16 protein-coding genes are annotated in these 23880 nt (G+C 46.9%); 11 read left to right on the forward strand and 5 right to left on the reverse strand.

Annotation, left to right across the window (positions count from 1 at the left end; all coding sequences use genetic code 11):
• The first annotated feature begins 163 nt into the window (after positions 1 to 163).
• From ACXIT9_RS11245 to ACXIT9_RS11260, 4 genes are all read left to right on the forward strand, one after another.
• Entirely contained in the window at positions 164 to 1525 is a 1362-nt protein-coding gene (locus ACXIT9_RS11245) for a M24 family metallopeptidase (RefSeq protein ID WP_458056327.1), read from the forward strand.
• Positions 1526 to 1967: 442 nt separating this feature from the next.
• A complete protein-coding gene (locus tag ACXIT9_RS11250; RefSeq protein WP_458056328.1) occupies positions 1968 to 4934 on the forward strand; it encodes a SusC/RagA family TonB-linked outer membrane protein in 2967 nt (988 codons plus the stop codon).
• 18 nt (positions 4935 to 4952) lie between these two features.
• Positions 4953 to 6335, forward strand: coding sequence for a RagB/SusD family nutrient uptake outer membrane protein (locus tag ACXIT9_RS11255; RefSeq protein WP_458056329.1), 1383 nt, complete (start codon positions 4953 to 4955; stop codon positions 6333 to 6335).
• Positions 6336 to 6462: 127 nt separating this feature from the next.
• The gene (locus tag ACXIT9_RS11260; RefSeq protein WP_458056330.1) at positions 6463 to 7782 is read left to right on the forward strand and encodes an amidohydrolase family protein; all 1320 of its coding nucleotides are present in this window, start codon (positions 6463 to 6465) and stop codon (positions 7780 to 7782) included.
• 1 nt (position 7783) lies between these two features.
• On the opposite strand, the gene ACXIT9_RS11265 is transcribed toward ACXIT9_RS11260, so the two are convergent.
• Positions 7784 to 8233 carry a GbsR/MarR family transcriptional regulator gene (locus tag ACXIT9_RS11265; protein WP_458056331.1) on the reverse strand — a complete coding sequence of 150 codons (450 nt, stop codon included), beginning with the start codon at positions 8231 to 8233 and terminating at the stop codon, positions 7784 to 7786.
• A 158-nt stretch (positions 8234 to 8391) separates the two neighbouring features.
• The gene (locus ACXIT9_RS11270) at positions 8392 to 8724 is read right to left on the reverse strand and encodes a HesB/IscA family protein (protein WP_458056332.1); all 333 of its coding nucleotides are present in this window, start codon (positions 8722 to 8724) and stop codon (positions 8392 to 8394) included.
• Between the two features lie 163 nt (positions 8725 to 8887).
• Here ACXIT9_RS11270 and ACXIT9_RS11275 point away from each other — a divergent pair, with 163 nt between their 5' ends.
• The 5 genes from ACXIT9_RS11275 to dtd are packed head-to-tail and all read left to right on the forward strand — an operon-like array spanning position 8888 to position 11638.
• Positions 8888 to 9409 carry a DUF7935 family protein gene (locus ACXIT9_RS11275; protein WP_458056333.1) on the forward strand — a complete coding sequence of 174 codons (522 nt, stop codon included), beginning with the start codon at positions 8888 to 8890 and terminating at the stop codon, positions 9407 to 9409.
• A gap of 17 nt (positions 9410 to 9426) precedes the next feature.
• The gene (locus ACXIT9_RS11280; protein WP_458056334.1) at positions 9427 to 9834 is read left to right on the forward strand and encodes a YkvA family protein; all 408 of its coding nucleotides are present in this window, start codon (positions 9427 to 9429) and stop codon (positions 9832 to 9834) included.
• Positions 9835 to 9852: 18 nt separating this feature from the next.
• The gene (locus tag ACXIT9_RS11285; protein WP_458056335.1) at positions 9853 to 10476 is read left to right on the forward strand and encodes a thioredoxin family protein; all 624 of its coding nucleotides are present in this window, start codon (positions 9853 to 9855) and stop codon (positions 10474 to 10476) included.
• Complete coding sequence (locus ACXIT9_RS11290; protein ID WP_458056336.1) at positions 10473 to 11189, forward strand: oxidoreductase; 717 nt, start codon at positions 10473 to 10475, stop codon at positions 11187 to 11189. Before ACXIT9_RS11285 ends, ACXIT9_RS11290 begins: the two co-directional genes overlap by 4 nt.
• On the forward strand, positions 11186 to 11638 hold the full coding sequence (gene dtd, locus ACXIT9_RS11295; protein WP_458056337.1) for a D-aminoacyl-tRNA deacylase: 453 nt from the start codon (positions 11186 to 11188) through the stop codon (positions 11636 to 11638). The genes ACXIT9_RS11290 and dtd overlap by 4 nt, the downstream gene beginning before the upstream one ends.
• An 11-nt stretch (positions 11639 to 11649) precedes the next feature.
• On the opposite strand, the gene ACXIT9_RS11300 is transcribed toward dtd, so the two are convergent.
• The 3 genes from ACXIT9_RS11300 to ACXIT9_RS11310 all read right to left on the reverse strand — a co-directional run bounded on the left by ACXIT9_RS11300 (position 11650) and on the right by ACXIT9_RS11310 (position 18053).
• A complete protein-coding gene (locus ACXIT9_RS11300) occupies positions 11650 to 12594 on the reverse strand; it encodes a hypothetical protein (RefSeq protein ID WP_458056338.1) in 945 nt (314 codons plus the stop codon).
• A 297-nt stretch (positions 12595 to 12891) separates the two neighbouring features.
• The gene (locus ACXIT9_RS11305) at positions 12892 to 15855 is read right to left on the reverse strand and encodes a prolyl oligopeptidase family serine peptidase (RefSeq protein WP_458056339.1); all 2964 of its coding nucleotides are present in this window, start codon (positions 15853 to 15855) and stop codon (positions 12892 to 12894) included.
• Between the two features lie 35 nt (positions 15856 to 15890).
• Positions 15891 to 18053: a S9 family peptidase gene (locus tag ACXIT9_RS11310; protein ID WP_458056340.1), complete on the reverse strand. Its 2163-nt coding sequence runs from the start codon at positions 18051 to 18053 to the stop codon at positions 15891 to 15893.
• Positions 18054 to 18150: 97 nt separating this feature from the next.
• Between ACXIT9_RS11310 and ACXIT9_RS11315 the strand changes: the two genes are divergently transcribed.
• The gene (locus ACXIT9_RS11315; RefSeq protein ID WP_458056341.1) at positions 18151 to 22410 is read left to right on the forward strand and encodes a PAS domain S-box protein; all 4260 of its coding nucleotides are present in this window, start codon (positions 18151 to 18153) and stop codon (positions 22408 to 22410) included.
• Between the two features lie 90 nt (positions 22411 to 22500).
• A complete protein-coding gene (locus tag ACXIT9_RS11320) occupies positions 22501 to 23817 on the forward strand; it encodes a hypothetical protein (RefSeq protein WP_458056342.1) in 1317 nt (438 codons plus the stop codon).
• Positions 23818 to 23880: the final 63 nt, after the last annotated feature.

A 23880-nucleotide genomic window follows, 5' to 3' on the forward strand; every position in this document is an offset into this window, starting at 1 on the left:
TCTTTTTTACCGCCTTTTTTATTTTGCTGCACCGATACTGCTTTTATCCGGAAGGGAGGAGGCTTTTTCCCCTTATTATTCGGTGGGTCTACCGTTTAGCACATTTTATTTGTTTTTTTTCTCATGCTTCTTTTCTTTACACAACCTTAGACCAGATACAGACATGAAGTATATACCGCTTTTAGTTTTTTTATTGCTTTTGGCCAGTGGTCAAATGCATGCGCAGCAGATGCAGTCTGCTGTATTAGAGCAGCGTGCGCAGGCCCAAGTAGTAGATGCTTGGCTAGAAGAACGCATCGATACGGTTCTTCCCGAGTTAATGGATCGGACGGGAATAGACATGTGGGTGCTGATTTCCCGGGAGTATAATGAAGACCCAGTCATTCGGACTTTTTTGCCAGCCACTTGGTTTGCGGCTCGCCGCAGGACCATTTTAGTGTTATACAAGCCGAAGGGAAGAGCTTCGGTGGAGGCTTTGGCCGTGGCGCGCTATGATGTAGGTAAGCGGTTTAAAAAGGCATGGGATCCGGATACCGAGCCGGACCAGTATGCGCGCTTGGCGGAGCTCATTCAGGAGCGAAATCCAGAGCGCATCGGCTTGAACTTTTCAGTAAATTATGGGCACGCGGATGGGCTCACCTTTCAAGAGCACGCCTTGCTGATGGATAAGCTCCCTAAGCGATTTCAGGATAGGGTGGTTTCGGCCGAAAAGTTAGCGGTGGGCTGGTTAGAGCGCCGTACGCCGTCGGAATTAGCCACATATCGGCATATTCAGTCGATTGCGAATCAAATTATAGCCGAAGGTTTATCTGAAAATGTGATTACACCGGGAGTGACGACGACGGATGATGTGGTTTGGTTTTATCGGGAGCGCATTAAAGAGCGGAAGTTAGACACTTGGTTTCAGCCTACCGTGGACATACAGCGTGCAGATCCGGATTCTAAGGAGCACTTGCGAACCTTTGATAAGCGTCCGGATGTGTCAGTGATTATGCCTGGAGATCTTCTCCATATTGATTTTGGTATTAGCTATTTGCGTCTCAGTACCGATACGCAGCAGCTGGCCTATGTGCTGAAGCCTGGAGAGGATGAGGTGCCGGCCTATCTGCGTACTGCTTTTCAGGTAGGGAACCGAGTGCAGGATTTTTTGACGAGCTCTTTTGAAAATGGGAAGACGGGGAATGAAATTTTGCGTGCTACGCGCGCCAAAATGGAAGCGGCAGGCATTCGGGGGAGCATTTACTCTCATCCTATGGGCTACCATGGGCATGCTGCCGGGCCGACGATCGGGATGTGGGACAACCAAGGGGATACGCCTGGGGCGGGGGATTATCCGCTTTATCCGATGACAGCCTATGCGATCGAGTTAAATGCAGTCGTGTATGTGGAAGAGTGGGGAAAGGATGTGCGTATCATGTTGGAAGAGGGAGCTTACTGGGATGGAGAGCAGGTGATTTACTTGAATGGGCGCCAAAAGGAAATTATGCCGATTCCAAGAGCGCAGCCATTTTTAAAAAATCAGTGATAGCGATCCTGATCTGCTGACTTTAGGAAAAAAGCTACTCCCTCTTCTAAGAAGGAGTAGCTTTTTTACTGTTTTGGCTGATTTTTTCATCGTAAAATAAATTTGGTTCTTTTTAATTTGAACCAAATATAATTTGATCATTCAGTTGAAGCTCTGGGGTTCGCCAAATTAAATTTTATCAGAAGTGGTATAGTGTAATATATTCTGAAAAAAGGTAAATTTATTTCTCTTTTTTATTCAAATAACATTTTTTCCTTTTGTCCTTTTCTATAAGGTCATCTGTTTATTTTGTGTTAAATTGCTTTTACACGTGAGAACGGATCAACTAAACGGACATGTTTTATAGCTAAGGGTTCTATTTTTAGGCTCGTAGTGCGCATGCTGCGAAGTTTTTTTCGTCGACACGTTCGTAACCCTTTTCTTTAACTTAATACTACTACCTATGCACAAATTTTACAGGTTCACACTGAGCTTGGTGCTGCTGCTTTTAGCCACGGGCTGGAGCATGGCGCAGTACACAGTCACAGGGACGGTGACGGATGATCGTTCCGGGGAGCCCCTGATCGGGGCAAATATTTTACTTCGGGGGGCCAGCATCGGTGCTGTCACGGATTTAGATGGCAAGTTTTCCTTAACGGTACCGGGTAATGATTCGGGTACACTGATCATCTCTTCTTTAGGGTATGTCTCCAGGAGTTTTACGATCAATGCATCCACAGGCACATTAAATGTACGCCTTTCTCAGGATGCCACGAATTTAGAAGAAGTAGTCGTGACGGGTCTGGCTTCCTCTGTAAAAAGGAGTAACTTGGCCAATGCGGTTTCATCCGTTTCGAGTAAGGAGCTGACGGGAACGACCACGCTGCAGACGACAGATGGAGCCCTATATGGAAAGATCGCGGGAGCGACCATTCGTTCGAACTCGGGTGCTCCGGGGGGTGGTTTTTCCATTCAGTTGCGTGGTATTTCTACGCTGGGTGGAGGATCGCAGCCGCTTATTATTTTAGATGGTGTCTACATCAACAACTCTTTTCAGCGTACGGGTCGTGCTGCTGTATCGGGTGCTGGTGGAGCCAATCAGGATGATGGAGCGAACCGTCTGGCAGATTTAAATCCAAACGATATCGAGTCTATCGAAGTGTTAAAAGGTCCTTCTGCAGCTGCCATTTATGGAACGCGTGCGAATGCTGGTGTAATCATTATTACCACCAAGCGAGGTGCGGAAGGAAGAACGACAGTTTCTTTATCTCAGGATATCGGATTCTCGCAGCCTTTACGTCTTTTAGGTGTGGATGACTGGAGTGAGGAAAAAATCAATGTATTTTTCCCTGAAGGACGTAGGCCCATCGAGCTAGAGCGCTTCCGTGAAGCACAGCAAACGGGAAATTTTATCGATTATGAGGATTTCTTTTATAACAATACTGCATTGCTGTCGAACACGCGGATAAATGTTTCCGGTGGGAATGAGCGTACCAAGTTTTTTGTGAGTGGAAATATCGTAAGCGAGGATGGCAATGTACGTAACACAGGTTTCGAGCGCTATTCCATTCGGGCGAATATCGATCAGAAGATTTCGGATAAGATTCGTCTTTCGGTTTCGTCAAATTATGTGCGTAGTAATACCGACCGTGGATTTACAGGAAACCAGAACAATTCTGGAGCATCTATCGGCTACAATATCGCCTATGTGCCGAATTATTTTGATTTAAGAAGAAGACCAGACGGTACTTATCCAGATAATCCGTATTTCGCGGAGAACCCTGTAGCGGTGACCGATCATGGGATTAATAATTCCGTCGTAAATCGTTTTATTCAGTCGTTTAGTTTAGACATCGACATTTTACAGACGAAAAATAGCTTTTTGAAGGCGCAGGTGGCGGGAGGTTTAGACTTCTTACAGAACACGACGTTGGTATATCTTCCTGAGTTTTTACAGTTCCAGCGTGGACAGGCGAATCCTGGGGATGTACTCTGGGGGAAGCAGGAAAGCTTTAACACGAATTTACAAGCTGCTCTAATTTATAACTGGAACTTAGGGAATGTGAACATGAATTCCACAGGGGGGATCGTTCGATTAGATTTTCAGCAGGACGTCCTCTTTAATCGGGGTAGAGGTCTAGCTCCGGGGCAGCGCAACTTACAGCAGGCGAATATTCAGGAAATCAATCAGCAGTTTTTCTCTGAAGTAGCGGATGCAGGGGTTTTCTTACAGCAGGAAGCAAACTGGGACGATAAAATTATCGGTACTTTAGGTATACGTTGGGATAAGTCTTCATTAAATGGAGATCCGAACCAGTTTTATGCCTTTCCGCGAGCCTCTTTGGCGGTGAATATTGCTAATTTTGAGTGGTTTAATGTCCCTGCTATCGCTGCCCTAAAGCCACGTATAGCGTATGGAGAAACAGCTGGACCCGTTGGGTTTGGAGCTACATTCACACCACTCGGCGGCACAAATATCGGCGGTCTATTAGGGTCGGTAGTTTCCACTTCTATAGGCAATACAGCCATATTACCGGAGTCTGCTACGGAGCTAGAATTTGGTGTTGATGCAGGTTTCTTTAATAACCGCATCGGGATCGAGGCTACCTATTATATCAAGAATACGCAGAACAATATTCAAAACTTAAGTCTAGCACCTTCTACGGGTGTGAATTCTACGCCGAGTAATGAGGCTGAGCTACAGAATAAAGGACTGGAGTTAGGTTTATTCGGTACGGTTATAGACCAACCTAATTTACGTTGGAACACCCGTGTACTCTACTGGCATAACCGTTTAAACATGACGCGATTAGGCATTCCGACCTATTTAAGTGGTGGTTTTGGTGCAGCGCTGGGGACTTTCTTATATGCGGAGGGTTTTTCTCCGACGACGATTGTAGGGACACCTGCGGATCCAAGTGTTCCGGGAGGTTTTACGATTTGGGGAGATGCCCAGCCGCGCTTTAATATGTCTTGGGTGAATAATTTCACGATCGCGCGTAATCTTGAATTATCTTTCTTGATGGAGTACCGTCATCGTGGGGATAATGTTAACCTGACTTCTTTTCTGACCGATTCTGGAGGCACCACGCCAGGGCTCTTTAATCCAGAAACGGGAACACTTAATCCGCGTCCCCCAGCACCTTTTAATAATGCAGGTCGCTGGATTCAAGATGCTACTTTCTTGAAGGTACGTGAAATTGGCTTATTCTATACAGTTCCTCTGGAGATCGTTCGAAACACTTTCGGTTCTTCGGTTTCAGGCGTGCGTTTAGGTACTTCTGTAAATAATGCCTTTCTGTTTACTAATTATGAAGGCTATGATCCAGAGACCTCTACATTTGGGGCACAAGCAGTTGGGAATAATGTAGATATCACCCCATATCCGACACCACGTCGTGTGTTTTTCCACATTAACATAGACTTTTAATTTTACCAAGAGAAGCATATGAAACGATACATAAATAGTTTAGGGGTGGCAGCCTTGGCGGCAACGACGTTTTGGGCCTGTAATCCCCTTCAGATAGACGAGGTAATTGATCCCAATAATCCAGCGGTGGAGGTGGTATTAGAAGATGCCTCTCGGGAAGCCGTGCAGTTTTTAATTACGGGCTTAGAGGCCCGTCACAGGGGGTATGTTTTTAACGTGACGACCTCTTGGGGGACTTTTGGGCGAGAAATTTGGTATTTAAATGGATCTGATCCGCGCTTTCAAACCGACTGGTTAGGCCAGGGAGGGCGTCAGCCGGATCGCTCGTATTTTGGGTTTGGTGCTACCGGAGGAGGTTCCTGGGCGGCTCCTTATCAGGCGATTAACCAAGCGGAAGTCTTAGCAGGAGCTGCTACGAATGCGAGTATTTTAAATGAGCGTGAACGTGCTTCGGCACGCGGGTTTGCGCGTACGATACAGGGTTTTCAGTTTATGATTCCTGCCAACTTTGTCTTTGAAAATGGTATCCGCATCGATGTGTCAGATCCTTTTAATCCGGGGCCTTTTGTTTCTTATGAAGAGGCTCTCGATCACGCAAAAAGCTTGCTGGATCAGGGTTTCGCTGACTTGGAATCTGCAGGAGTAGGGCCTTTTCCCTTCCGATTGACCCGAGGATTCGATGGATTTAATACCATCGCAGGCTTGCAGCAGGTAAACCGTGCCATCGCTGCACGCTTAAATGCGTATCGAAAGGATTGGAACGGAGTGTTAACAGCCTTAGAAGGATCCTTTATGAATATGAGTGGTGATATGCAAATGGGGCCCACACACCCCTATGGTGCAGCGCCGGACTTGTTTAATCCGCTCTTTTTTGTCTTAGATGCAGCCATTAATACGCTCACCGTAGTGCATCCATCCGTCCTTAGGGACACTACGGCAGGCGATTTACGCGTTCGGCAGAAGTTCTTTCCACGTACGAATCCAGTTATTATTACCACAGATGCAGCACCGCTTACAGGGACGCATCAGGATCAGCGCTGGCCTACGAACGAGACTTCTGTGCCCTTTATTCGAAACGAGGAGCTAATCCTCTTAAAGGCAGAAGCACATGCTAACTTAGGACAGGCAGGACCCGCGATCGAGGCGATAAATGTAATTCGAAATGCTGCCGGGATAGGTGAGTATACAGGAGCCAATTCCACTGCGGCACTTATAGATGAGATTCTTTACCAGCGCCGCTATTCCTTATGGGCGGAACCCTGGGGGCATCGCTGGATCGATACGCGACGCTATGATCGCATGGAAGAAATCGATACCTCTTTCGATGGTGGTAGCGTTTTCCGACAGTTCCCGCATCCACAGGCCGAGCTCAATTGGGATTTGTATGTCGAAGGACAATAACGTTCAACTCAGCCTTTGAATGATTCAGCCGATACCGTTAACGGTATCGGTTGTTTTTTTAAATTTTTGCATGCGTGTTCCTGAAATCAAAAAGAAAAGCTTAAATTACCCTTCTCAAAGACAAATTATGCGAAAATTTTTACTGACTGCGGCAGGACTCATTTATTCTTGGGTGGTATTCGCCCAGGGTCATGTAAGCACCCGTTTTGAACAAATTCAGGTTTTTGACAGCCGAAAAGCGCAGCTGCTGCCTCCTATGGATGTCCGTGTTCGCGAGAATAAAATTGTTGAAATGGCGCCCCGCCTAGCAGCGGAATCAGGTGAACGTGTGATCGATGGTAGTGGTAAAACGCTTCTTCCAGGTCTAATAGATGTGCATGTGCACTTAACTTTCGGGGCCCTAAGTATGAAAGAAATGTTATCGCCGATGCTTTCTCAGGGCGTTATCCTTGAAAAGGTGGGTGGAGGAGCAGAGGCGATGCTACTGCGTGGGTTTACCTCTGTACGCGACGCTGGAGGTCCGATTTTTCCGCTTAAAGCCCAGATAGATGCGGGCTCGCTCGTAGGGCCACGGATCTGGCCCTCTGGTGCCACGATTTCTCAAACCGCAGGTCACGGAGATTTCAGAAGTCCTGATGAGCGTTCTAGGAAATTTTTTGGTGAAGTATCGCGTGCTGAGCGCATGCAGGCCACTTTTATAGCAGATGGTCGCCCTGAAGTGCTCACGGCAGTTCGTGAAAACTTACGCTTTGGCGCTAGCCAAATTAAGCTTATGGCCGGAGGGGGGACCTCCTCGGCTTATGATCCAGTAGATGTAACGCAGTATACATTCGATGAAATGCAGGCTGCTGTAGAGGCAGCAGAAGACTGGGGAACCTATGTGATGGTGCATGCCTACACGCCGCGAGCTGTTCAGAAAGCGATTCGTGCAGGAGTGAAATGTATCGAACATGGTCAAATTTTGGATAAAAAAACACTTCGCATGATGAAGCGTAATGGGGTGTGGCTGAGTACACAGAACCTAGTGGAAAGCACTCCCGAAATGGATCCACTTCGCGTAGAAAAGCGTAAGCCAGTGCTAGAAGGGCAGGAGAAACTTTGGCCCATGGCCAAAAAAATGAACCTAAAAATCGCTTGGGGGACGGATTTCTTGTTTGAACCTGAGTTGAATAAGCATCAAAATGCCTACATCCTGCGCCTGCAGCGCTGGTTTACAAATGCAGAGGTCTTACAGCTGGTTACGTATAATAATGGACAGCTCCTACAGCTTTCGGGTATGCGCTCTCCTTATCCAGGTAGTTTAGGTGTGATCGAAGAAGGAGCTTTTGCGGACCTGATCGTAGTGGAGGGCAATCCGGTGGAGGATTTGTCGCTGATCGCCTCACCTGAAACTCGGTTTCTGGTGATCATGAAAGACGGGCAAATCGTAAAGGACATCATGAAATAACCTAATTGGCCCTCGTTTTCTCTTCCCATTTTTGAATGATTAAGGGGATTTCATCGAGTAAAAGCTGGTAAAACCCCCGAACATGTTCTAAATCCTCAGTTTTTTTCATGTTCTCCTTGCGTGCGGCGATTGCCGTGTCTAGCATCTGCATGAAAAGTGCAAAACGATGGTTGATCAGAGATTCCGTTGTCCAGCTTTCTAGCGTCAGATAAAAAAAACGCTTGCGCTTTCCCGGTTGCTGCCGGAAAGCGATTAGCTGCTGATCGATCAACATATTCAATGCGATTGAAACGGCACTCTTACTTAAACTAAAATAGCTTACGAGTTCTTCGAATGTAGCAGCGTCCTGCTTGTACATCAGGTAAGTGTACAGTTTGGCTGCTGCTGGCGTTAATCCTAATCGTTCAGCGAGGAGGGCTTGCTCCTCAATTTTTACTTTTAAATGTTCCACTGTTTACCTTGGTTTCGTTATTAAAGAACCAAAATTGCTTTATTTTACCCGAAATCGGGTATAGTACGGCAGATCGACTTTACTTACCTTTGTAAAGGGTGATTAAGTGACTTTTTTAATACAAGACTTAGAAGAGCATGCATTATTTTTCTGCTCTTCTACTCTTTTTTCTCTTGCGCCAAATCATGACGTTTCGGGATATCCGGGTTGATGAATGTAAATCCCCTGGCATCTACTCCTTCATAGAAATCAATTTCCATGCCCATTAGAAACATCATGTGCCTTTTTTCGATCAAAAGGGTCAATCCATCTACCTGAAAAATCTTATCTTCCTTTTTTTCTGTATCGAACCCGAGCATGTAAGCCATACCCCCACAGCCTCCCCCCTTGACGCCTACACGAAGTGCGTAGGAGGGAGGAATATTTTTATTTTCAATGATATAGAGGATTTCTTTTAATGCTTTAGGCGTAATAGAAATAGGGTTAAGCATATACTTGTTTTCCTTTTATGTGCATACTAGCAACAATATTCAAGGATAAAAGTACTCAAATTTCAAAATGTTTACTATCGATATGTAGAATTATGTGTAGGAACATGTAATTTTGTTACTCTTGCTGATATGGCGAGAACTTCTTCTTTAATCTGCTGTCTTTATGGAATTTCTTAGTCAACTACTCACTGTGTTAATTGCTGCTGGTGCTGTACTCTATGGCATGTATTTAGTCGTGCTTACCTTCCTGAAGCAAGAGCGAGAAAAGCAAGATAAGGAGCTGCGTGCTATTCGTCAGAAAGAACTTATCCCCATTCGCCTGCAGGCTGCGGAACGTGTTTGTCTACTTTTGGAGCGAATCCGTCCAAATCAGCTAATTCGTCGCGTGAATGATCCTGAGTTTTCGGCTGCTCAGCTTCATCAAGCGCTACTTCGGGATTTAAGAGAGGAAGTGAACCATAATCTCTCTCAGCAGGTTTATTTTTCAGATGAAGCATGGGCGCGGGTAGAGGCAGCTGTAGAGAGTACGATCGTTCTCATCAATGCTTCTTTTCAGGAGATAGACGCGCAGGCGAAGGGGCTAGTACTGGCAAAAGTTATTATGGAAAAATCCTTAGCTTCTTCCGCGGAACCTATCCGTTTAGCCATTTCTGCTATTAAAAAAGAAGTGAATCTGTACTTTTAACTCTTAAACTCGCGGGCATGTGGAAACAGAATAGATATTTTCAGCAGGCTAGGTTGCGGTTTTTGGCGCAAGCCGAACAAATCGCTTCCAGCAAAGAGGCGATGCTCAAGCTTCTCGATGAGGCGAGGGCGAAAGTGACAGCATTAGGAGAAAATAAAGAGGTGCAAAAGGTTCTTCAACCGCTAGGTGTATTCAAGCGGATGTTAGAAGCCCATCGCTCCGGAGCCCACCGCTTATCCTTTAAGACACTAGCGCTTTTGTGTCTAGGCCTACTTTATTTCGTAACACCCATTGATATTATTCCGGATGTTATCCCCGTACTGGGTTTTGCAGACGATGCCTCTGTGCTTTTAGCCATTTTTCATGCGCTGAAGCAAGAGATTGAAGACTTCCAAGCTTGGGAGGCTGGTAAAGAAAATACCTAAACTAAACTGTAATATATTATGCAAACGACCACTCCTGCTGTTCCTTTGGAGCTACTAACAGGGCCTACCTATACGTATAATACCTATAGAAACTTAGTCGATGAGCTCCTGGCCAAGGGGCAGACTACGGGAAATAATCATAGTGAGGCGATGCTACATTACACGCGTATGAATCAGCAGCGGATGAAGCGATGGGATAAAACGGCCCAGGTTCCTGAAACCTTTATTAGCCTATTAGTGGATTTAAAGCGTCCTCAGCATTGGCTCATCCTCACCGAGGCTTGGTGCGGTGATGCTGCCCAGTCAATTCCATTTTTAGCTAAACTGGCGGAAGTGAGCGAGCGCATTTCTTTAGACCTAGTATTGCGTGATCAAAATACTGCGCTTATGGCAGCGTTTTTAACAAATGGCGCACAGTCTATCCCCAAACTTATCGCCTGCGATGCTCAAACGGGAGAAGTTTGCTTTACTTGGGGGCCACGCCCTGCCCTTTTACAAGAAAAAGTTCTAGCCTACAAGGCCAATCCAGCAGGCCAAACTCAAGAAGAGTTTATCGCCTCGATTCACCGCTGGTACACCGATAATAAAAACCAAGCTATCGCAGCTGAATTTGAAAAGCTTTTAAAACCGTTTACACTATGAAAATCGCACTGCTAGCTGGGGCGACGGGCATGGTCGGGAAACAGACCCTTTATCAACTTTTAAATTCCGACTGCGATGCAGTCCTTTCTTTTGGCAGACGTCAGCTCCAAATTAAGCACAACAAGTTACTGCAGTTTACAGTGGATTTTACTCGAGTGGCTGATTTCGACTTAGAGGAAGCCCTGCAGGAAAAAAATAGTGGAGGTGATTGGACTTGGCTGCGCTTAGCACTCACAGAAGGCCAAGCGGAACTACATGCCTTTTGTGCCCTAGGCACTACGATTAAGCAAGCCGGATCACAGGAAAAGTTCAAACAAATCGATCAAACCTTTGTGCTCGACTTTGGAAAGTTGTGTCTACGCCTGGGAGTGAAAACGTTCTCTTATGTATCTGCTTTGGGTGCTGACCGCGGGTCAAATGTGTTTTACAATCGCATAAAAGGGGAAACCGAAGACAAGCTAAAGGAGCTGGGATTCACTCATTTACTGCTGCACCGCCCCAGCTTGCTCTTAGGAGATAGGGACGAGGTTCGTTTTGGAGAGACGCTGGCCATGTATCTTATGCTTCCTCTCAAATGGCTGCGTGTAGGAGATTCTTTTCGAGGAATCGAAGCCTCTAAAGTTGCTCGTGGCATGCTCCTGCATGCATTTAAGGAAAATCCGGCTGTCTTTAAAATAATTGTTTCACGGGAAATGCATCAGTTCACACCATGATCGTTTTAATTCAGCGTGTTCGACATGCGCGAGTGGAGGTAGCAGGACATAGCGTAGGAGCCATAGCGCAGGGGCTGCTCGTACTTGTAGGGATAGAGGCAGCAGATACTACTGAGGATGTGGATTGGTTGAGTCGAAAGGTCTGTCAACTTCGTATTTTCGAAGATGAACAAGGTGTCATGAATAAAAGTGTGCAGGAGGTGGGAGGTGACATCCTTTGTATTTCTCAGTTTACACTTCATGCTAGCACGAAGAAAGGAAATCGGCCCAGCTATAGTAAAGCCGCTCGACCGGAGCAGGCCCAGCCGTTTTATGAAGACTTTTGTTCCGCTTTAGAAGGACACTTAGGTCGGCCGGTTGCCAAAGGGATTTTTGGGGCAGATATGCAAGTAAGCTTGCTCAATGATGGCCCGGTAACCCTACACATCGACTCCAAGAATCGCGTATAAGGGCTGTGTTTTTAGCGAATCCCTTTTGCACTTAAACCTCTAATACCGAATTTCAATAGGTGTGCATGTTGAGGTTGAATAGGGATTTCGGTATCATTTAAATATTCATAATCGAGAAAAATACGGACTTGGGCAGCGCCTCGCAGGAGGAGCCCCGTGCTAACTCCTGCATTCACATGAAATTCGGCTGTTTCTCGAAATCGATTGGTAAATCCTTTATCCCGCCCGAATAGGTTCGGTTGTACATAAGTATTTACAAACCATGCCACTTGTTCGTCTTTAAAGGGCAGTAGTACGTGTGCTTTTAGCGAGGCCGAGGCTAGCAGTCGTTCTTGGTTGAGGGACTCGGGAGCCGGATTAAATGGATCACGGGTGTCTTGAAGGATGCTGTAGAGATCGGTCCCGAGGCTTAGCCACATTTCCCTGCGCTTCGGTAGCTGGTAGGTGCGGATATGTTCTGCCCGAAAGCTACCGTAAATAAGTGTACGTTCCTCTCCGATGGATAAGTTGTCGATATCATGCTTGCAGCGATGGTGGTAGCTAAACTGCCAAAACCGATCTTCTGCTGTCTTTAAGGAATAAATGAAACCCTCCGACCACCAAATGGCGCGTGGGTTAAAGGTAATCCGATTAAAAGGGTCAGCGATAAACTCTATAGTAGTGTAGACGGAAAGGGTACTGCGGTTGGAAAAGCGAATCAACTCGATAGCAGCACCCAGCTCATGAAACCATTCGTGATCATTGTCCGAAACTCCTGTATAACGACCAAATCCGGCCCACCCTTGCAGCGCATGTGCAACAGAAAAGCCTTTATTTTCGGGAAAAGAAGTACTATCTGCTAAGGGATTAATGATAAGATTACGATCGCTGAGCCGCTGGGCCTGGCTCGTGGTTAGCGCAAACCAAAGGGCGAGAAGCGTAAAGTACATGCATAAATTACGGGAGGAAACGTTCATGAGCTAAGGGAATAGTGGCTATAATTTCCTCAACTCTAAGAGAGAGATTTAGTTTTAAAGAATCCCATATTTCCGATTTTTGTGTGCCCCTTCTTCAATTTTCTATCTAACCTGCTCGACGGGTATAAAAAAACCCTTCGCGAATGCGAAGGGCTTTAAACTTAAACACCTACTTAAATTTCATTTAAGTATTACAAATATAGGGCGGAGACCTCGAATAGGAAATACCTATTTTTAGGTATTTTTCGCCACTTTGAATTATAATAATTAAATAAAATAATAAAATAGTTTAATTAATCAAAAAGCACGCTTTTCTAGATGCTCCTCTAGGCTTAATCTTGGTATACCGTCCACTACCCAATCGGGGGCCGCTGCTCCTTTCAGAAAGTGATCGAAGAACTCAAGCATGCGCACGCTGTAATCTTTACGGTTCTCTAATTTACCCAAACCATGGTTTTCACCTTTATACTGAACCATAATTACGGGCTTTTGGAGACGCCGTAAGGCATTGTAATATTCGATACCCTGTGTGAAGTCTACGGCACCATCTTTATCGTTATGCAGCATAAGCAGTGGCGTTTCTACTTGTTTCACATGGTAAATAGGGGAGTTCCGCTCATAAGACTCCCAGTTTTCCCATGGAGCTCCACGGAAACGACCCTGAGAGGCTTCAAAAATACTCATGTTGCCACTTCCAGTATTCCAATAGATAAGGTCATACATGGAAATCATGTTGGTAAGTGGCGCACCCGCTGCCGCTGCTTTAAAGCGTGGTGTTTGCGTGATAAGGAATGATGTCTGGTACCCTCCCCAGCTATGTCCGTGCAAGCCCATGCGGTTTTCGTCGATTACTCCTGTTTTAATGGCTTCATCTACAGCCGGAAGTACACACCATACAGCAGACATCCCTGGATCATCTAAGGTGTATACGATGTCTGGAATAAAGACCGCATACCCATTTGAGGTATAAATGGCAGGGTTCCAACCTGTACCAGAGAAGTTGGGTGCCGCATAGTTATGCAGCGTCTGAGACAATTTTTCATAATAATAAATAATCGTGGGATATTTTTTCCCTTCCTCATAGTTGGCAGGCAAGAAGAGCGCTCCTTGGAGCTTTGCGCCCTTATCAGAGGTATAATCGACCAGACGAACGCCAGCGCTCCACACAAATTTATCCTTGTCAGGAGCGTTTTTCGTCACCTGAATGGCATTCGATAAATTCATATCTGCCATAAACAACTCAGTCGGCACTTGGAAGTTTTCGCGGCTAAAGCTCAGCTTATCTGCTTTTTTCGGCTTAGCAACGCGCGAAATCGCAGCATCCTCCCAAAGCAGCACTTCAGGACCTGCTACTAGTCCACGACGGGATGCATTCAGTCGACCCACGCCACTCTTCTTCGTCCACTCCCCATACATGCGTAGGTACTGCGGCTTACTCAGATCGATGCCTTTTTCCTCCATATCTAGGACGTAGCGAGCCTGGTAGCGAATGCCTTTCTCGCGTCCATCCACTGTAAGGTTTATGGCTGCTCCTCGCCCTGAGACCGGTACCTGCCAAATATCCCAGCCATCACGTAAAAGCACAAACTGACTGTCTGCACTCCAGCCTAAGGGCGTGTGTAGCGGATCGGTTACATTTCGGTCATTTTCTGTATCGATAAAGGAAACTGGAATATTTTCGGTTAGCTTAGTAGTAAGCCCTGACTCTAGATGTAAGACATAAAAATGACCTTCTAAGCCATAGAGCCATTGCTTCCCATCCGGAGAGCTTCTCGGAAGACTTGCGAAGGTAGGCAGATAGAAATTCTCGAATCGTAGTACTTTCTCCCCTGTCTGTAGGTTCACACTGTAAATGTCACGGAAGTTTTGGCCATCGAGGTTACTCTGCAGCTCATAGGCGCGCTCGTCCATACCCATCGCGAAATGCTGCTTCGGGAGTAAGTTGAGGTCCTTCATCGTGCTGTCATTCAGGGTAATATGCTGTTTATCGGCCAAGCGAAACATGCCATAGTAGCTCAGGTTTTTATCCTGATTTTCTAGAATTTGCTGCCGCGACTGTAGCCTGCTATCCGCCCAGTGCCAGATGGTCATATCGGGCTTTTTAGCTTCATTTTTCTTGGCTTTCTGGCTTGCCTTAGCCTTGTCTAAGGTGTCTACCTTTGCTAGCGCTTCGCGCAAAGCCTTTATGTCCGCTATGGAGGCATCATTTCGAAGCTTTTCGACCATCACCTTTTCTAAAGAATCTCTGTTGATCGTACTGGAGCTATCCTGCTCCTTGTCCGATTTTTCAACTGTATCGTCCGCCTTTTCCAGACGATGTAAGCCATAAAACAAGCGTGTTTTATCCTCTGACCAGCTGGGTCTGCGGTTCGGACTGATCGTCATATTGCTCGTTTTCAAAGCCTCGATTTCTCTGGGATCAACCAGCGTAAGTTTTGGCGCGTTTAGCACCGTAAGCCCCATCGCGATACCATGTTCCTGCTTGTATTTCTTGTCTTTTATAAATTTAAGCAAGCTTAGGGCATCTCCTTCCTCGTTCCAAGAAAGCGACTTGTAGGAGGCCTCGTCATTATCGATTACCTGTGTCGTCCAACTGGCTAGCTGTAAAAGGTAAAGGCCGTTCCCATTTTTGTTGGCGGCATCTACCAAGTAGGCCAGATGTGTCCCGGGCTTGTTGAAGCTAAATTCAAGCACATTTCCTAGGTTCAGCTTTTTCTGGCTACTCAGCTCCATGAGCAGAAGGTCCGAGCCTTTGCCGTCCCCGGCATTACCTTCTTTCAGTAAGTTAATGGCGATAAAATTCCCATTTTCATTGTTAAATGAAAAATTAGTTACTTTATCGATCGTCGTCTCTTTCAGGTCGCTTAGATTCAGAACGGTAAGCTTATCGGGCTTGCCCTTACCGTTACTTTTTGCGGCAGCTTTTTTACTTTTATCGTCTTCGTAGATTTTAAAGGCGAAGTAGCGGCTATTTTCTGAAAAATCGAACATAGGAAAGGTGCTCGAGCCAATGTTAAACGTTTTGATGTCCTCGTTTTTCGTGGCATCGTGTAGGATCAGCTCAGCGTCACCGTCCACCTCTGAAATACTGTAGGCAACAAAACGCCCATCGGGGCTGATTTTCACCGCATTTGGGTTCATGGCTTTCCAGGAGGGGATATCCTGCCAGGTCATCGGACGCGGCGTATCCTTTTCTTGAGCGAAAGCCCCCGTACTCAGCCAGAGGCCGAGGACGAGGGCAAGCATGCTTCTTCGGGGCATGTAGTTCATAAGTAGTAAGAATAGTAAATTTTCGATTAGTTGGGATGCTGCACGTAGCGTTCGAAGAACTCGATGATACGTCCGATACGATCCATGCGGCGTGTGATGTCTCCGGAGCGGGACAACTCATGTCCTTCATCCGGGTAGCGCACGTATTCTACGGGTTTGCCGAGGATTTTTAAGGATTTATAAAGCAGTTCGCTTTGGCGCACGCCCGTTCTTAGATCCACATCTCCATGCTTGATTAGAAGCGGAGTTTGGATATTTTGTACGTACGTTTGGGGTGAATTATAGTCCATGATTTCCTTTACGCCCTCTTCCCATGGGTACCCGAAGTGGTGGGGAACCAGTCTCCAGGCATTTCCTTCTCCTAGGAAAAAGGTGAGTTCATAAACGCCGCGCTGCGCAAAGGCCGCTTTAAAGCGGTGGTCATGTCCGACGATCCATGCGGTTAAATAGCCTGCATAGGAGCCTCCCGTTAGGAAAAGCTGATCTTCATCGATCCAATCGTACGTTTTACCGGCTTCATCGAGGGCGCTCAGCACATCGGAAGCGGGGCCATCACCCCAGTTTTGGAAATTGCCCTTTTGGAAGGCTTTTCCGTATCCGCCGGAGCCTCTCGGGTTTCCATACACGACACCATAGCCTTTCGCGGCCATCACTTGAAACTCATGCCACATGGAGCCTTCACCTGGCCCCCACATGGCGCTAGGCCCGCCGTGCATTTGAAGCACAGTAGGGTATTTCACGCCTGATTTTTTGCCGATAGGCTCCATCACCCAATAGTCGATTTCGAAGCCTTCATCGGTTTTTAGGCGATGCGCCTTGGGGTAGGAAATTTCTTTCGTGGCCAGCCAGTCAGCATTAAAGCGTGTGATTTGTTTCGTGTTTTTCGCATTTTTATCTGCGAGGTAAAGCTCAGAGGGGTTTTTTACTTCGGTAAAGGCATAGAGGAGGTGGTCTCCATGGAGGTCAAAGCTGCTGACGCCCACCTGTCCGCTGATGAGCGGTGTGATTTTCGCATTGCTAGCTTGTACGCTCCAAAGGGAGAAGCCTCCTTCGTTAGCGGCAGTGAAGTAGATATTTTTACTGTCCGTGCTCCACTTGGCGCTTCCTACGCTTCGGTCGAGGCTTTCGGTGAGCCATTTAAAGCCGCTACCATTCGCTTGTAAAATGCCGATCATAGACTGATTATAGCTCGGTTCATCGATCTCCTGGCCGCTCACCAAGATACTTTTTCCATCCGGTGAGAAGCTGGGATTTCCTACGCGGAAGCCCTCAAGGGCAAAGAATACGGAGGCTTCCTGGGTCGCCACGTCCACTTTCCATACTTCGGTATGCTGGGTGAAATCTGGGTGGATTTCATTTTTAAGGCTGGAGGCTAAAACGAAGCTTCCATCGGGGGACCAGGTGGCGCCAAAGTAGTTTTGGAAACCGGAGGTAAGTGTGGTCTCAGTTCTTGACTCCAGGTCAACAATAGCAAGATGGGAGAAATACAGATCGGGGCTCAGGTCTTTTTCGCCGAGGAAATTTAGTCTATCGATGACTTTAGGATCTTGTTTGGCCGCATTTTTAGCTAGCCAAGCACGCAGTTCGTCTAGATCGCCGTCTACATTTGGTTTGACTTCTTCTTTTGCCAGTCCTGCTTGGATAGCGCGGTAGTCGGGCTCATCGCCAAAGCGTCTGCCAGGGCGCTGGTGTTCCCAATCGGGCTCTCCTTCGATGGCCCACATGGGGAGAGTGCTGGAGAAGAGGATTTTTTTGCCGTCAGGTGACCAAACTGGATTGGAGGCGCCGTATTTGGCATCGGTAAGCACTTGGGCTTCTCCACCGTTAAGGGGGAGCAACCAAATTTGGCTTTTGCCTTTATAAGCGCGGGTGAAGGCCAGGGTTTTACCGTCCGGGGAGAAGCTGGCTCCACCGCTGTTTGCCGTTGGGGAGCTGATGGGGCGCATGGTGTTCGGCTGTTTCACGTCCATCATCCAGAGCTGGCGTTTATAGGAATAGCTGCCCTGTTCTTCTTCCATAAAGCTTTTCACGAAGATGGCTTTTTCACCGTCCGGGCTGATGGAAATGGAGCCCATGGTGACGACTTTGGTAAGGTCAGAGATGGTAATGGGTTCTTTTTGGCCGAAGGCCGAGAAAAAAGTTCCGAAAAAGAGAAGTAGAATGAGGAATCTACTGCTTAGATGTTGCATGGTTTCTATAGAATTACGTTATATTGTCGCTTCAATCGGTTTCACGGGCAGATGCCTGAAGGGTAAACTGAAATAAAATAAAAATAGCTTCTCCATCATGGTGATTTCTGATCAAGAGGATTTTTTCGTGTTATTTGGCGATAATCCCTGTCCGATAGCATTTTTTGGCCCAGAGGGCTTACGTTTCTCGAACGGCGCCTTTGAGCAGTTCATGCAGCTCCTTTCACCGGATAGGAGTGAGAGGTTTTTGATGGCTATCCACGAGAGGATGATGGCATCTGCTGCGCCTTCTGCTGCCACTATCGAAACAGAGCGGGCAGAAATGCCCAGATTCTCCATACATGTGGCTGGGGAGGGTTTATTTTTGGTTAAAGTAAGCGATAAAAACCTGCGTATCCAAAACCAACAGCAGCGACTTTCGCTTCCACTTGTGCAGTATAGCCGCGAAATGCTTATTATTTTAGATGAGCAAGGGCGTTTTTTATTTTTAAATGAGGCGGTAAAAAAGCGGCTGGGGGTGGTCGAGAGCATGCTGGAAGAAAAGACCATTTTCGATTTAAAGGAAAAGGGGCTTATTCAGGTGACGAAGGGTTCGCTGAAGGAGGTCATCGCAGGAGGGCCAGGGCATGAAGTGCAGGTGGATTTTTGGGTGTTATACGACTCGGACCGCCCTCTATTTGTAAAGAGTGTGGCTACTAATTTACTTCACGATCCGACCGTACGTGGTATTTTATTTTCGGGGAGTGAGACTACGGCTTTCATCGAAACTGAGGGTTCACTAAAAAAGCGGTATGCTTTAGAGCAGCTTATTAATAAGATTTCGACCAAGTTTGTAAATGCGAATGCGGAGGACTTACCACTCATCTATCAAGAGTCTTTAAGAATGTTAGGGGAGTATGAACAGGCCGACCGCACCTACATTTTCTTAATTCATCATGAGCTGCAGGAGATGGAAAACATTTACGAGTGGACAGCAGAGGGGGTGGCACCGGAGATCGATAATTTAAAGCATTTGCCCTACGAAATGAATCTACTGACGATGGTGACCTTAGCCAGAGGGGATGTCTTCATCGTGCCAGATGTGGATCACATGGATGACTTGTTTCAGTACGAACAGGAAGTATATAAGGCGCAGGACATTAAATCCGTGATGCTAATACCCATTTTTTCAGAAAGTAAGTTGATAGGCTTTTTCGGATTAGATGCTGTTCGTGAAAAGCGGGACTGGCAGGAAAAGGATGAATATGTGCTCCGGCAGTTAGGGGATATCTATGCTGCTGGTTTGACGAAAGGGCGCATGATCAGTGAGTTAAAACGCAATGAAAGTTTACTGGAAAGCACCGAGCTGATAGCTAAGTCTGGTTCTTGGCGTTATAGTTTTATTACCAAACGCTTTACGTTTTCAGAGGGACTTCGGCAGCTGTTCGAGCTTCAGCAGGAGGAAGATTCTATTCCTATTCAGCATTTTACACAGTTGATCGCAGATAAAGAAAAGATACCCTTTCTGCGCCATCTGGTGGCGGCCGTGCAGGGAGATCTGACGAGTTCCGGGCAGTTTATGCTGGAAACACCTTCGGGGCATTTTAAGCATGTGCAGTATTTCGTAAAAAGGGGGGACACGCTGGAAAATTCTCATAATGAGGTGTATGGCTACTGCTTGGATATCACGCACAAGCAGCAGGCCGAGCGTTATCTGCGTTTTCAGTCGCAGGTATTAACTCAGGTAAACGATGCGATATTTGTGACAAATGTTAATTTGCAACTGGTGTATCTCAACCGTGCTGCAGAGTCTTTTCATCTTTTACATCGGGCGTTTCAGCAGGAGGAGGAGATTTCTTTGCAGGATCTTTTAGAACCCTCAACGCTCCGCAGGGGGACTTTAGAAGAAATTCAGGTACAGCTGCAGCAGCGAGAGGTGTGGAAGGGTTTCTTGACTTGGTATCAGGAAGGAAAAGAAATTCCGGTGGAGTTAAGTGCTTCGCTGCTGCGTAATGAAGACGGAGATCCTTTAGGCTATTCCTTTGTTATGCGGGATTTGACGGCTTTGCGTCAGCAAGAAGCTTTAGCGCGGCAGGCGCAAACGATCGTAGAAAACAGTACAGCCATTCTCTTTACAGTGAACCCCGCAGAGAACTTTAGAATCACTTATATTACCGAAAATGTACAGCAATTCGGGTACTGTGCTGCTGATTTGGTGGCGGAGGGGGCCAGTTTAATGGAGCTCGTACATGCAGAAGATCGTGCTGCGATCGAAGCATTTTACTCCAAAGAGAATCAGGTAGGGGAAACCGTCTTTTCCGGAGAGTATCGGTTACGGTGCGCCGATGGACGCTATATTTGGGTTTCAGATAAATCCACGAATACGCTGCAGCAGGGTTCGGGGGCGGTGCTCCATGAGGGGGTCATTCAAGATATCACAGAGCAAAAGAAATACCGCGAAGCCCTAGAGCGGGGGCAAAGGCTTTACCGTTTACTTGCTTCTAACTTGCCCGGAACGGGCGTGTTACTCTTGACTCCAGCGCTGGAGATTTTAGTTGCTGAAGGAAGCGTGCTGCAAGATTGGGAGACGGATACGCGCGCCTTAGAGCGGCATAGCATCGTTGACTTTCAGGGAGAACATTGGGCCAAGTTGCAGGAAGCTGTCCAGAGCAGCAAGCGCAGCTGTGTCATGAAGGTGATCACCTTTAGTCATCAGGACAGGTACTATGAAGCGTATTGTAACCCGATCCTGGAAAAAGAACAGCTCCAATCCATGCTAGTGGTGATACGCGATATTCACCATGAGTTTACCTATCAGCAGGCGCTGAAGGAATCGGAAAGCAAGTACAGGACGCTAGTGGAAGAGTCTACTGAGATTATTTTTTCGATTTCCAGTGATTTACGCCTGTCGTACATTTCTCCGAATGTGACGCAATATTTCGGGTATAATCCAGAGGAGGTACTTGGACTCTCTATTATGAGCCTGATCAGTGAGGAAGACAAACAAGTGTTTGAACAATCCCTAAATGCCGTAGATCCCTATGATTTTTTTGCACAGAACCAATTTCTCGAATTCAAGCTGCGTACCAAAGAGGGTGTGCTGAAGGTGCTAAGCTCAAATGGCAAACTGGTCTATGATGCGAACGGAGAGGTAACAGGCTACATGGGGGTAGCACGGGATATTACGCGTTTAAAAGAAACCCAAAAGGCGCTGTACTATGCCAAAATAAAGGCAGAAGACGCTCTCCGGGTAAAGTCGCAGTTTCTCTCCATTATGAGCCATGAAATCCGTACGCCGATGAATGCGGTGATTGGAATTTCTCACTTGCTACTTCAAGATAATCCGCGGCTAGATCAACTGGAAAACTTAAAAACCTTACAGTTTTCGGCGGAAAATCTTATGGCACTTATTAATGATATTTTGGACTTCAATAAAATTGATAGTGGGAAATTACAGCTGGAACATATTCCATTTCAGCTGAAGGACAACATACAAAAAATAGTCCGCTCCTATTCTTATACAGCCTCTGAGAAGGGACTGCGACTAAAAGCAGAGGTTCAGGAGGCTATTCCTGAGCAGGTACTAGGAGATCCGACGCGCATTTCCCAGATTCTTAACAATCTCGTGAGTAATGCGCTAAAGTTTACGGAGTCCGGTCATGTGCTGCTTCGTGTCGTTCTCATAGAGAAAACAGCAACTCACATACAGCTCTTGTTCGAGGTAGAGGATACAGGAATCGGAATTCCAGACGATAAAAAGGAAAGTATCTTCGAGGCATTTACACAGGCAAGTAGTGAAACTACCAGAAAGTATGGCGGCACTGGATTAGGCTTAGCCATCGTTAAGCGCCTCATCGAAATGCATGGTTCGCATATACAGGTGAAGAATAACTTTTATGGAGGCACCACCTTTTCCTTCTCCTTATCATTCGCCTATGAAACCGTCACCGAGCAGCCAAGAGAAGTGCGTGCAGAAGAAGACGACAAGGCTTATTTTTCCCGTCTACGGGTCTTAGTGGCGGAAGATAATATGGTCAACCAGCTGATGATTCGTAAATTTATGGAACGCTGGGGGGTAGGGAGCATACGTCTGGTCGATAATGGGGAAGAGGTGCTGAAAGCGCTGGAGGAAGCCCCTGCAGACTTGCTGCTTTTAGATTTGCAAATGCCAATTATGGATGGCTTCGAGGCTGCGCGACTGATTCGTTCTAACCCCTTAAAGCCCTATGCAGCTATTCCTATTATTGCTTTGACAGCGTCTTCCATCGCCGAAATTCAGCAGGATATCCGTGCGGCAGGGATTTACGATCACATGGGCAAGCCCTTCGATCCGCAAGAGCTTAAGAAAAAATTGATGCAGGTGGCGCAGCAGCTCTAGACCTAGTCGGCAGCTCGCCGCGTGCTTTTTTCACTGCCGATGCGAAAGGCCTTTCGCCATCTCCCCGCTTTCTCTTACCTTTGTATCCGGATGTTTAGGAAGACACTTGTATGTACTGGGCTCCTTAGCCTGCTCGTAAGCTTGCAAGCTTTTGGTCAGCTGGACCTGACGAATCGCTCTACCGTATACGGAACTTTCGGCCTCACTGGGGCTACGAATAGAGAGTTTAATGAGCTGCTGAGCAGCAAAGGACTCTCCCCGACACGGAATGGCTACATGAATTTTGGACTGGGATTCCAAACCCGTTATAATGATTTTTTAGTAGGTTTCGAGCTGTTCCAAAACGTGGGGCAGTATGCGACCTTTAACGACTTTACGATAAACCAACGTAGCACACGCTTTTATGCAAATGTGGGCTATGCGCTCACCGAGGAAGGGCGTTTTCAATTCTTGCATTACCTCTCGCTCGGTGCTGGATTTCTCAACTTCCAAATGCTGCGTGATACACCCCGAGAGACCTTCGGCCACTTTCTCGATCAGCCTCAGCAGGGATTCATTCTACGCGATGGTGATATTCACCGAGGAACCAGTGCCCTCACGGGCTTTCTTACAGAGATAGGCTTTCAGGCGAGCTATGACTTTTTTATTCCCGGAAGGGGGGAAATGTTGGAGGTGATTACTCGCTTTGGTTATGCCTTTAGCCCCTTTGAAAATTCTTGGGAAATGGCAGGCATGAGCTTCAATAACCTTATGAGTGGAGCCTTTTTCCGCATGGGCCTAGGGCTTACACTGCCAGACCAAAACTTCTTTTACAAGGATGCCACTCTAGGGGTTTACTTCCTCTATGGCCCTAATTTCACTGCGCCAGAAGCCTTAAACGAGGCACTCGAAGATGCTGGATTCGAGCCCGTTGCGAATCGAGCTAATAATTTCGGCATGCGCATCATGGGCGAGTCTAAACAGTTTCTCTATGCTATTGATATTTATAATTCCGGTCATAGTGGTGTGGCAAATAGCTCTTCTACGCATACGCTAAATTTTACGCGGATGTATCTAAGTGGTGGGCGGAAATTTTTCGAATGGAAAAACTTCGAGCTTGGAGGGCTGCTGGGCCTGGGGTATGCGAATCTGCGGTATACGCTGCTGGCGCAGCAAAGACCCGAATTCCCCGTGCTTTTCGAAGAACCTTTCCATGACGGTTACGTGAGGACCAGCGGTCTGGCTCTCAAGCCGGAAACATCCTTTTTATACGGTATCCCGCTTACGAAAAGCCAACTTTTTAATGTCGTCGTAGGTCTAAACGTAGGATTGGAGCTCCCCATCGGTAGCTTCGACCTCCTTGATGTCCCCATGGGCTCTTATGTGCGCAGCCCCTATGCACAACTGGTTCTTGGGCTGCGGCCCTAAATGTGCCTGACACAGAAGGGAGCCAGAGCGGGTGCTTTGGGAAAAGAAAACCATCGAAAGCGC

The sequence above is a fragment of the Nitritalea sp. genome (assembly GCF_054166705.1).